The sequence below is a fragment of the Mesorhizobium sp. M0174 genome (assembly GCF_040322275.1).
Lineage (GTDB): Bacteria > Pseudomonadota > Alphaproteobacteria > Rhizobiales > Rhizobiaceae > Mesorhizobium.
In genome coordinates this window covers 54,266-65,834 of record NZ_JAMYTB010000007.1, presented here as the reverse complement: position 1 = coordinate 65,834, position 11,569 = coordinate 54,266, and the positions used below count along the sequence as shown (strand labels likewise).

Annotated in this window: 9 protein-coding genes; 8 read left to right on the top strand and 1 reads right to left on the bottom strand. The window is 61.6% G+C overall.

Going from position 1 to position 11,569, the window contains the following annotated elements; genetic code table 11:
• The first annotated feature begins 427 nt into the window (after positions 1–427).
• The 8 genes from NKJ13_RS16320 (at position 428) to NKJ13_RS16285 (ending at position 9,841) form a co-directional block, all read left to right on the top strand.
• Complete coding sequence (locus tag NKJ13_RS16320; protein WP_352506231.1) at positions 428–889, top strand: MerR family transcriptional regulator; 462 nt, start codon at positions 428–430, stop codon at positions 887–889.
• Positions 890–1,137: 248 nt separating this feature from the next.
• Complete coding sequence (locus tag NKJ13_RS16315) at positions 1,138–2,934, top strand: acyl-CoA dehydrogenase (RefSeq protein WP_352506172.1); 1,797 nt, start codon at positions 1,138–1,140, stop codon at positions 2,932–2,934.
• A 238-nt stretch (positions 2,935–3,172) separates the two neighbouring features.
• Entirely contained in the window at positions 3,173–4,342 is a 1,170-nt protein-coding gene (locus tag NKJ13_RS16310; protein WP_352506173.1) for an acyl-CoA dehydrogenase family protein, read from the top strand.
• Between the two features lie 8 nt (positions 4,343–4,350).
• On the top strand, positions 4,351–4,806 hold the full coding sequence (locus tag NKJ13_RS16305; RefSeq protein WP_254816313.1) for an OsmC family protein: 456 nt from the start codon (positions 4,351–4,353) through the stop codon (positions 4,804–4,806).
• Between the two features lie 17 nt (positions 4,807–4,823).
• Positions 4,824–6,032 (top strand): acetyl-CoA C-acetyltransferase, encoded by a 1,209-nt coding sequence (locus tag NKJ13_RS16300; protein ID WP_352506174.1) that lies wholly within the window; start codon positions 4,824–4,826, stop codon positions 6,030–6,032.
• 12 nt (positions 6,033–6,044) lie between these two features.
• Positions 6,045–8,264 carry a 3-hydroxyacyl-CoA dehydrogenase NAD-binding domain-containing protein gene (locus NKJ13_RS16295; RefSeq protein WP_352506175.1) on the top strand — a complete coding sequence of 740 codons (2,220 nt, stop codon included), beginning with the start codon at positions 6,045–6,047 and terminating at the stop codon, positions 8,262–8,264.
• Positions 8,265–8,345: 81 nt separating this feature from the next.
• Positions 8,346–8,990, top strand: coding sequence for a S24 family peptidase (locus NKJ13_RS16290; protein WP_352506176.1), 645 nt, complete (start codon positions 8,346–8,348; stop codon positions 8,988–8,990).
• Between the two features lie 11 nt (positions 8,991–9,001).
• Positions 9,002–9,841 carry a thermonuclease family protein gene (locus NKJ13_RS16285; RefSeq protein WP_352738427.1) on the top strand — a complete coding sequence of 280 codons (840 nt, stop codon included), beginning with the start codon at positions 9,002–9,004 and terminating at the stop codon, positions 9,839–9,841.
• Here the strand turns inward: NKJ13_RS16285 and NKJ13_RS16280 are convergent.
• Complete coding sequence (locus NKJ13_RS16280; protein ID WP_352777892.1) at positions 9,804–11,459, bottom strand: lysine--tRNA ligase; 1,656 nt, start codon at positions 11,457–11,459, stop codon at positions 9,804–9,806. The two genes, NKJ13_RS16285 and NKJ13_RS16280, sit on opposite strands and share 38 nt — an antisense overlap.
• Positions 11,460–11,569 lie beyond the last annotated feature (110 nt).

Sequence of the window (11,569 nt, the reverse complement as noted above, 5' to 3'; positions counted from 1 at the left end):
CGTGAAAAATTCAATACAGGATAGACACGGGTAACCGACATGCGCACATTTCGCCCCAACGTGGTAAACAACGCGTTAACCAAGCTTAAGAAGTTGCAACTTTGTCGGCTGGCTGCGGACGACGCCGGGTGTCTTCTATTGGACGCACAACAGACGCCGTGGAAGTTTGATCAGCCGCATGATCGTCCCCGAAATCGGCAACGACTTTTTAGGTCATCCGCCGGCGCTGCGGCATAAAGTTCCAAACCTAGAACGCTCTTGCGTGGTAAGGCGGCTATCGATATAGAATTGACGTAAACGTAAATGAGCGGATTACGCCGTTTGCGATTTGTTAGCTGAAACCACGAGTGGAAGCACGCCCCCGCTTTCACTCAGGCGACGCAAGGTCCGCGACCGCGACGCCACCAGACGGGGAAAGCCAGTGACCATGAAACTTATTTCGCCCGGTCAAGCCGCGGCCAATACCAACGATATGTCGAGCGAAACCGGTGAAGAGCTTGTCCGCATCGGCGAAATGGCCAAGAAATACGGAGTGACGCTGCGTACGCTGCGTTTCTATGAGGACAAGGGTTTACTCAACCCGCAGCGCGACGGCTCGACCCGCCTCTATACGCGCCGCGACAGGGCCCGGCTGAAGCTGATCCTGCTTGGCCGCAAGGTCGGATTCTCGCTGCGTGACGTCAAGCAGATGATGGACCTCTACGATCCGAACGGCTCCAACACAAAGCAATTGCGGCTGGCGCTCGACAAGTCGGAGAAGCAGCTTGCCCGTCTGCAGAAGCAGCGGGCGCTGATCGACGATGCCATCAGCGAACTGAGTGCTTCGATGTTGACTGTCCGGCAAATGCTGATCGAGCGCTCGACGCCGCAGGCCAGCGTGGCGAGCTAAACTAAGCTTTCGATTTCCGACGGATAAGAGCCGCGCGGCTTTCGCTGCGGGGTTCTTCGTCGTTTGCCGTCCTTCGCCGTTTGCGGTCTTGGCGCGCGGGAGAAAATTCGTCGCACCGCAGAATTGACGTTTACGCAAACGTCAACATTTGGTATCTCCGACCCGTCATACTGGCCCGCCTGCTATCCTCATACACTGGTACACTGGGGCTGATTTCGGGGCCAAGACCGCATGGTGGAGGAAAACGCATGCCGATCTACAAGGCGCCGATCCGGGACACGCTGTTCGTGCTGAACGAAGTGCTGGGGTATCAGCGCTATTCCAATCTTCCCGGATTTTCCGACGCCACGCCGGATGTGCTCGAGGCCATCCTTGCCGAAGGGGCGAAACTCGCTGAAAACGTGATGCAGCCGCTGAACCGTGTCGGCGACACGGAAGGTTGCGTGCGCCATGACGACGGTTCGGTAACGACGCCGAAAGGCTTCAAGGAGGCCTTCGACCAGTATCGCGAAGGCGGCTGGATGGGGCTCGCCGCACCTGTCGAGTTTGGCGGGCAAGGCTTGCCCTACGCGGTGCACACCGCGGTTGCCGAATACATGGTGTCGGCCAATATGTCGCTCATGATGTATGCCGGCCTGACGCAAGGCGCGATCGCTGCGATCATCACCCATGGCACCAAAGAGCAGAAGGCAACATGGTTGCCGAAGCTGGTCGAGGGCGCCTGGACCGGCACCATGAATCTGACCGAGCCGCACTGCGGAACCGATCTTGGCCTGCTGCGCACCAAGGCCGTCCCAAATGGCGACGGCACCTACAGGATCTCCGGCCAGAAGATCTTCATCTCGGCCGGCGAGCATGACATGTCGGACAATATCGTCCACCTGGTGCTGGCCCGTATCGAGGGCGCGCCGGATGGCGTGAAGGGCATCTCCCTGTTCATCGTACCGAAGTTCAAGCTCGATGTCTCAGGCAATCCCGGCGAGAAGAACACCGTCTCCTGTGGCTCGATCGAGGAGAAGATGGGTATCCATGGCAACTCGACCTGCGTCATGAATTACGACGACGCTGAAGGCACGCTGCTCGGCGAGGCCAATGGCGGGCTGAAAGCAATGTTCACCATGATGAATGAGGCGCGGCTTGGCGTCGGCCTGCAGGGGCTCTCACTATCGGAGGTCGCCTATCAGAATGCGGTTTCCTACGCCAAGGACCGTCTGCAGGGCCGCTCGCTGTCAGGACCGAAGGCGCCGGACAGGAAGGCCGATCCGATCATCGTCCATCCGGACATCCGCCGCAGCCTGATGACCATGAAGGCGTTCAACGAGGCCGGCCGCGCGCTGGCGCTGTGGACGGCGATCAAGTCCGACATCGCTCACCGCTCCGGTGACGACAAAGATCGCCAGGTCGCAGACGACTATACCGGCCTGATGACGCCGGTGGTCAAGGGCGTGCTCACCGACAAGGGTTTCGATCATGCGGTAATGGCGCAGCAGGTGTTCGGCGGCCACGGCTATATAGAAGAACACGGCATGAGCCAGTTCGTCCGCGATGCCCGCATCGCCATGATTTATGAGGGTGCCAACGGCATCCAGGCGCTCGACCTCGTCGGCCGCAAGCTGGCCTTGAATGGCGGCCGCGCGGTCCAGGTCTTCTTTAGGGAAGTCGGAGAGTTCTGCGAGGAGAACCGCACCGATGAGAAGATGGCGCCCTTCACCAAGGCGCTTAAAGAGGGCCTCGACGATCTGCAGGCGGCGACGATGTGGCTGGTGCAGAACGGCATAGCCAAGCCCGACAATGCGGGTGCCGCCTCGACCGACTACATGCATCTCTTCGGCCTGGTGGCGCTGGGCTATATGTGGGCCCGGATGGCCAAGGTGGCCGCAGCGAAATTGGCTGATGGTCCCGACGGCGCTTCGTCTTTCTACGACAACAAGCTGGTGACGGCGCGCTTCTTCATAGAGCGGATCATGCCGGAGACGTCGGCGCATCTTGCCCGCATCTCCAGCGGTGCCGACACATTGATGGCACTGGCGGCGGAAGCGTTCTAGCTTCGGCGTTCCCCTGCCCCTCGAGGGGAGGGTGGCCCGAAGGGCCGGGAGGGGTCCTGCCTGCAGTGCGCCGACCTCCATTCTGGTGCATGCCTTGGAGGAAAATGATCGCAATGCCGTGGCACATGGCGCAGGTTGTAAAAGATAAGGTCGAGCAAGTCATCGGCGACTCCACCCGGCCGCTTCGCGGCCACCCTCGTCTCGAGGGGGAGGGGGACGTCGGCGCGAGGGAGAAACCATGACCAACCCCGCCGAAATCCTGGGCCTTCCCAAGCCCGTCTGGGCGGCGGACGAGGTCGGCATGCTTTACGACATGGCGCACCGCTTCATGTCGGAAGAGATCGCGCCGCGTTACGACGAGTTCGAGAAGAACGAGATGGTCGACCGCGAAAGCTGGCAGAAGGCGGGTGCTGCCGGACTGCTGTGCGCCTCGATGCCGGAGGAATATGGCGGATCGGGCGGCACCTTCGCACATGAGAGCGCCATCATCGAGGCGATCGGCCATGTCGGCGTCGACGGGTTCGGCATTGGCCTGCACAATTCGATCGTTGCCCCCTATGTCCTCCACTACGGCTCGGAGGAGCAGAAGAAGAGGTGGCTGCCGAGGCTGGCGACCGGCGAACTGATCGGCGCCATCGCCATGACTGAGCCGGGTGCGGGCTCAGACCTGCAGGGCATCAAGATGCACGCCGAACAGGACGGCAACCGGTACAAGCTCAACGGCTCGAAGACCTTTATCACCAACGGCCAGCTCGCCAATTTCATCATCGTCGTTGCCAAGACCGATCCTGAGAAGGGCGCCAAGGGCATCTCGCTGATCGTCGTCGAGACTGACGAGGTGGAGGGTTTCGCGCGTGGCCGTAACCTCGACAAGATCGGCCTCAAGGCCAACGACACGTCGGAACTGTTCTTCAACGACGTGCGTGTGCCGACCTCGAACCTGCTCGGCAATGACGAAGGCCAGGGCTTCGTCCAGTTGATGCAACAATTGCCGCAGGAGCGGCTGCAGATCGGCACCACTGCTATTGCCATGGTCGAGCGGGCTCTGGCGCTTACCATCGACTACGTCAAGGAGCGCAAGGCCTTCGGCAAGGCCATCATCGAATTCCAGAACACCCAGTTCAAGCTTGCCGAATTGAAGACCGAGGCGACCATCGGCCGCGTCTTCTATAATGACTGCGTTGCCCGCCATATTAACGGTGGCCTCGACCCGGTGACGGCTTCGATGGCCAAATACTGGCTGTCAGACCTGCAAGGAAAAGTCGTCGACGAATGCCTTCAATTGCATGGCGGCTATGGCTACATGAATGAATATCCGATCGCCCGCATGTTCCGCGATGCCCGCGTCCAGCGCATCTACGGCGGCACCAACGAGATCATGAAATTGCTGATCGGGCGGAGCCTTTAGGAGGTCGCATGTCGAAGCATTTTGCTGGGCTTCGCTGGAAGTCGGGGGCACGGGAGGATTTCCTTTCCGGCCGCTATTCCCGGGTCCATGAACTTCATTTTGATGGTGGCGCGGTCATCTCCGCTTCCGCATCGCCGTCGATTGTGCCGGCACCTTTTAGCGATGCAACGATCGTCGATCCGGAAGAACTGTTCGTCGCTTCGCTTTCTTCTTGCCACATGCTCTGGTTCTTGGATCTGGCAAAACGCGCTAAGCTCAATGTCCGATCTTATCACGACGAAGCCGAAGGCCTGATGGCCAAGAATGCTGAGGGGCGCACAGCCATCACACATGTCACCCTTCGGCCGCTCGTCGAATGCGACGCAGATGCGGCTATGATCGAGAGTATTCATCACAAGGCGCACGACGCCTGTTTCATCGCCAATTCGGTGCGGACCGAAGTGGTGGTCGAGCCCCGATTTTAGATCACAGGAGATCACCAATGGCCGAAGCTTATGTCTATGATGCGGTGCGCACGCCGCGCGGCAGGGGCAAGAAAGATGGCTCGCTGCACGAAGTGCCGGCGGTGCGGCTCGGCGCCAAGGTGCTCGAGGCCATCCGCGACCGCAACGGGCTGGACACTAGCACCGTCGACGACATCATCTTCGGCTGCGTCGATCCGGTTGGCGAGGCGGGTGCGGTCATTCCACGTGCCGCCGCTTTCGAGGCCGGCTACGACACCAAGGCGCCCGGCATGCAGATATCGCGCTTCTGCGCCTCGGGCCTCGACGCCATCAATTTCGGCGCCGCCAAGATCGCGCAAGGCGCCGACGAGATCGTCATTGCCGGTGGCGTCGAATCAATGTCGCGCGTCGGCATGGGCGCCTCCGGCGGCGCCTGGTTCATGGATCCCTCGGTCGGCCTGCCCGGCTGGTTCGTGCCGCAAGGCATATCGGCCGACCTGATCGCCACCAAATACGGATTTTCGCGCGACGATGTCGATGCCTACGCGGTCGAAAGCCAGAAGCGTGCCGCCAAGGCGTGGGGCGAGGGCCGCTTCAAGAATTCGGTGATCTCGGTCAAGGACCAGAACGGCCTGACCATCCTCGACCATGACGAGCACATGCGGCCCTCGACCGACATGCAGTCGCTGGCCGCACTCAATCCGTCCTTCGTCATGCCGGGCGAAATGGGCGGCTTCGACGCCGTCGCCGTGCAGAAGCATCCCGAGGTGGAAGAGGTCAACCACGTCCACCATGCCGGCAATTCGTCCGGCATTGTCGACGGCGCGGCGGCCGTGCTGCTCGGCTCGAAAAAGGCGGGAAAGACGCTCGGCCTCAAGCCGCGCGCGCGCATCCGTGCGTTCGCCAATATCGGCTCCGAACCGGTGCTGATGCTGACCGGCCCGGTCGACGTCACCGAGAAGCTGTTGAAGCGGGCGAAGATGAAGCTGCAGGACATCGACTTGTTCGAGCTCAACGAGGCCTTCGCTTCGGTGGTGCTGCGCTACATGCAGGCTTTCGACATTCCGCATGACCGGATCAACGTCAATGGGGGGGCCATCGCCATGGGCCATCCGCTCGGCGCCACCGGTGCGATGATCTTCGGTACGGTGCTGGACGAATTGGAACGCCGTGATCTCAACACCGCGCTGGTGACGCTTTGCATCGGCGCCGGCATGGGCACTGCAACGATTATCGAACGCGTCTGACGGAGAGAGATGATGAGCTACACCAATTTCACCCTCGACATCGACGCCGACGGCATTGCGCTGGTCACCTGGAACATGCCGGACCGTTCGATGAACGTCTTCACCGAGGAGGTGATGCGCGAACTGAACGCCATCGTCGACAAAGTGGCAAGCGATGCAGTGATAAAGGGCGCGGTGATCACCTCCGGCAAGGATACGTTCTCGGGCGGCGCCGACATCACCATGCTGCAGAAGATGCTGGCGACCTTCGCCGCCGACAAAGCGAAGGACCCGGAGAAGGCGACCAAGGCGCTGTTCGACAAGGCGGGCGCTATGAATGGCCTGTTCCGTAAACTGGAAACCTCGGGCAAGCCGTGGGTTTCGGCGATCAACGGCACCTGCATGGGCGGCGCGTTCGAATTGTCGCTCGCCTGCCATGGCCGTGTCGCGGCCGATTCCGACCAGGTGAGGATGGCGCTTCCGGAAGTGAAGATCGGCATTTTTCCAGGTGCCGGCGGCACCCAGCGCGTGCCACGGCTGACCGACCAGCAGCAGGCGCTGCAAATGCTGACGTCCGGCCAGACGCTGTCGCCGCAGAAGGCCAAGTCAATGGGCTTGATCCATGAGATTGCCGAGGCGGACAAGCTGGTCGAAACTGCCAAGGCGATGATCAAGAACGGCTTGAAACCGGTGGCGCCATGGGATGAAAAGGGCTTCAAGCTGCCCGGCGCTCCGATCTATTCGGTGGCAGGTGCCAATCTGTGGCCGCCGGCCATCGCCATTCTGCGCCGCGAGACCTTTGGCAATTATCCCGCTGCCGCCGCCATCCTGAAATGCGTCTACGAGGGCCTGCTGGTGCCGTTCGATACCGCCTTGCGGATCGAGCAACGCTACTTCACCGAGATCATGCAGACCAGGGAAGCGGCGGCGATGATCCGCTCATTGTTCGTCTCGCTGCAGGAACTGAACAAGGGCGCTCGCCGCCCAGCTGGTGTGCCGGAAACGACGTTCAAGAAGATCGGCGTGCTCGGCGCCGGCTTCATGGGCGCCGGGATCGCCTATGTAACGGCCAAGGCCGGCATTCCGGTGGTGCTGCTCGACCGCGACATGGAGTCCGCCGCCAAGGGCAAGGCGCATTCCGAGACCCTGATCTCGGATCAGGTGAAGAAGGGCCGTGCCAAGTCGGAGGACAAGGATCGATTGCTGTCGCTGATTACGCCAACGGCCGATTACGCGGATCTTGCCGGCTGCGATCTTGTGGTCGAGGCGGTGTTCGAGGACTCGGCCGTCAAGAAGGATGCCACCGAACAGGCCGAGGCTGTACTCAAGCCGTCGGCGATCTTCGCCTCGAATACGTCGACCATACCGATTACATCGCTGGCCAGGAATTCGGCGCGGCCGAAGAATTTCATCGGCATCCACTTCTTCTCGCCGGTCGACAAGATGATGTTGGTCGAGATCATCCTCGGCAAGAAAACCGGCGACAAGGCGCTGGCCACCGCGATCGACTTTGTCCGCGCCATCAAGAAGACGCCGATCGTCGTCAACGATACGCGCGGTTTTTACGTCAATCGCTGCGTACTGCGCTACATGTCGGAAGCCTACAAGATGCTGATCGAAGGTGTTCCGGCGCCGATGATCGAGAATGCGGCGAAAGCCGCTGGCATGCCGGTCGGTCCTCTAGCGTTGACCGACGAGACGGCGATCGACCTTGCCCAGAAGATCATGAAGCAGACCACGCGCGACCTCGGCGACAAGGCGGTCGATCCGAAGCAGATGGCGCTGATCAACACGATGGTCGACACGCATGGTCGCTTGGGCCGTAAGAACAGCAAGGGCTTCTATGACTATCCGGCAAAACCGGCAAAGAAGAAGCTTTGGCCAGGCCTCAGGAACCTCTACCCGCAGCTGTCGCCGGAGCAGGTCGACTATGAGGAACTGAAGCAGCGGCTGCTGGTCACCATCGCGCTTGAGGCGGTACGGGTCATGGAAGAGGGCATCGTTACCGACCCACGCGAGGCCGATGTCGGCTCGATCCTGGCCTTCGGCTTCGCACCCTATACAGGCGGTGCACTGTCCTACATCGACGGCATCGGCGCGAAGAAATTCGTCAAACTCGCCAAGCGCCTGCAGAAGAAATACGGCGCCGAGTTCAAGGCGCCGAAGCTGCTGCTCGAGATGGCCGAGAAGGGCGAGACCTTCTACGAGCGCTTCGATCCCTATACCAGGAACGAGGCCAAGGAGGCGGCCTGACGCCGTCTCCGGCGGTGGACAAGATGGCGGCCAAGGGGTAGAACAGCGAAGGTATTTTTTCCTGTTTCGAAGGAGAGCAAGGTGCTCTCGCACGACCGCGTTTGGGCCGCCATCGACGCTCTTGCCGAGCGTTATTCGCTTTCGGCCTCCGGACTGGCCAGGCGCGCTGGGCTCGACTCGACCGCCTTCAACAAATCGAAGCGGCTGTCCTCAGATGGGCGGCCGCGCTGGCCGTCTACCGAATCGCTGGCTAAGATCATCGAGGCGACCGGCGCCTCGCTGGATGAATTTGCAGGACTGGTCGAAGGCCGGGGTAATTCCGGCGCACTGCCCGTGCAGAAATCGTCGGTGCCGCTGCTTGGCTTCGCCCAGGCGGGCGCCGGTGGCTTCTTCGACGATGCCGGGTTTCCGGCGGGGCAGGGATGGGACCTGATCGAATTGCCGGCACGGGCAACCGAAAGCTCCTATGCGTTGAAGGTCCAGGGCGATTCCATGCTGCCGCTCTACCGCAATGGCGATGTCCTCATCGTCGAGCCGGGAGCTACCATACGAAAGGGCGATCGCGTCGTCGTCAAGACCAATGCCGGCGAGGTGATGGCCAAGGTGCTCGACCGCCAGACACCGAAGTCGATCGCGCTGGTCTCCCTCAATCCCGATCACCCGGACCGCGACATCCCCATGCGCGATGTCGAATGGGTGGCGCGGATTGTCTGGGCAAGCCAGTAGGCGCGGGGCCGGTGCGTCTGCCTCACCTTGCCTTGGCTGTTCTGGCGATCCCGGCGATGGCCACGGCAATTGTCGCCGGCGGCCGCGCCGTCCAGAGCGAAAGCGGCGGCCCCTGGGAACAAATCCAGGTCGGCGCTGAACCGCAGCCCGCCGCGCCGGCTACGTCGGCCATCCCGAAACCAGTGCCGGCCAAGCAGGCGGCGCATTCGAGGGCAATCGATCCAGAAATCGTGGTGCCGCCGCAGCTCGGTTCCAACGAGCTTGAACGGATAGAGCCGCGCGCCCCGTTGAGCGATCTGGCATTGGCCGGACCGCCCAAGCCGCCAAAAACGAAAATGCCCGACGACTGGAAAGGCACGAAACTATTCCAGCCCGTCGCCTCGGCCGCCGGGGTCATCGAAGCAAAGGGCTATTCGATTGCGGTTTCCGGTATCGACATCGTCAAGCAGGAGGAGACTTGCACCGACGGCGGCGAGTCCTGGAATTGCGGCATTCGGGCGCGAACGGCCTTCCGCGCCTTTCTCCGCAGTCGTGCTGTGATCTGTGCCGTGCCGCCCGAAGGCGGTCGTGATCTGATCGCCGCCGAGTGCCGGATCGGCAATCAGGATATCGGCCAATGGCTGGTCGAAAATGGCTGGGCGCGCGCCGCCAAGGGCGGCCCTTATGTAGAAGCCGGCGAGAAGGCGCGTGCAGCAAAAAAAGGCGTCTTCGGGCCGGCGCCGAGCGTTTCAGGCCTGCCGCCGCTCCCGGCTGCTGCGTCGCGATCCGCGCCTGTAGCGCCTAGCTCGATCCTGGAGGAGCAGGACGGCGCCCTCATGCCGCCAGCTGACCAGCCAGCGCCCGCTGAATGAGCTCACGCGTTTCGGCGATGCCGTAGAGCGCGGCGAAGGAGCCGAAGCGCGGCCCGCGTTCCTGACCTATCAGCACCTGATAGATCATCTGGAAGAAGGCGACGGAGACACCGGGTCCGCCCTCCGGGCTCTGCTTGGAATGATCCTGGTAGCGCTCGATCTTGCGCGCAACATTGAGGGCAGCGTTCTGGATCGCCTCGCTGTCGGCATTAGCCGGCAGCGCGGCGAGCGCTTCCGAAAGCTTGGTCAGCGCCTCGCGCTCGACCGCGTCGGCAGCACGGTACACTTTCGCCGGCTTCACGAAATCGTCGAAATAGCGGATGGCATATTCGGCCAGCCGGTCGAGCTCGGGATGGGTCGTCGGCGTCACACCCGGCGCGTGGCGCGAAATGAAACCCCACAGCACGTCCCTGTTCTGCGCATTCGAGGCGCTGACCAGGTTGAGCAGCAGCGAGAACGGAACCGGCAGGTCGACTGCCGGGGGATTGCCGTCATGCATGTGCCAGACCGGATTGCCCAGCCGCTCCTTCCAGTCCTGCCTCTGATAGGCAGAGAGGAACGTATAATACTCGTCCACTGCCTTCGGGATAACGTCGAAATAAAGCTTCTTCGCGGTTCGCGGGCGCTGGAACATATAAAGGCTAAGACTCTCGGTCGGCGCGTAAGTTAGCCACTCGTCGATGGTTAGCCCATTGCCCTTCGACTTCGAGATCTTCTGGCCGTGCTCATCGAGGAACAGCTCATAATTGAAGCCCTCCGGCGCCGGAGCATCGAGCGCGCGGCAAATCTGCCCGGCGAGCTTGACGGAATCGATCAGATCCTTGCCGGACATCTCGTAATCGACGCCGAGTGCTGCCCAGCGCATCGCCCAATCGGGCTTCCATTGCAGCTTGGCATGACCGCCGGTCACCGGCGTCTCGAAGCGCTCGCCGGTGTCCGGATCGCGCCACACTATGGTGCCGGCGTCGAGCTTGCGCTCGTCGATCGCGACTTGCATGACGATCCCGGTTTTGGGATGGATCGGCAGGAAGGGCGAATAACTCAGCGCCCGTTCCTCGCGCAGCGACGGCAGCATAATTGCCATCACCTTATCAAAGCGCTCGAGCATCTTGAGCAGCGTCGCGTCGAAGCGGCCGGAAGTATAATAGTCGGTCGAGGAAGCGAATTCGTAATCGAAGCCGAAACGGTCGAGGAAAGCGCGCAGCCGTGCGTTATTGGCGACGCCGAACGACGGATACTCATTGGAGAAAGGGTCCGGTATCCTGGTCAGCGGCTTGCCGAGATAGGCGCGCAGCATGTCCTTGTTAGGCACATTGTCCGGCACCTTGCGCAATCCGTCCATGTCGTCGGAGAAGCACAGCAGTCGCGTCTTGACCTTGTCTTCAGTCAGCACGCGGAAGGCGTGGCGCACCATAGATGTGCGCGCCACCTCGCCGAAGGTGCCGATATGCGGCAGGCCGGACGGGCCGTAGCCGGTCTCAAACAGCACCGTTTCCGGGTAGCCACCGATCGCGTAGCGAGCGACGATCTTTTTCGCTTCCTCGAATGGCCACGCCTTGCTTTCGGCGGCGGCGGTAAGGACTTCCGGGCTGAGATCGATCGGCTGTTGTTCGACCATGATGCTATTCCTGCAACTTGCCGGCATCCATGCCGGCAGCCGCATGCTCTAGACCATGATCCCGAAAAGTGGAACCCGGTTTCAGGGCAGGACCGCGATCAGGCAAGAAG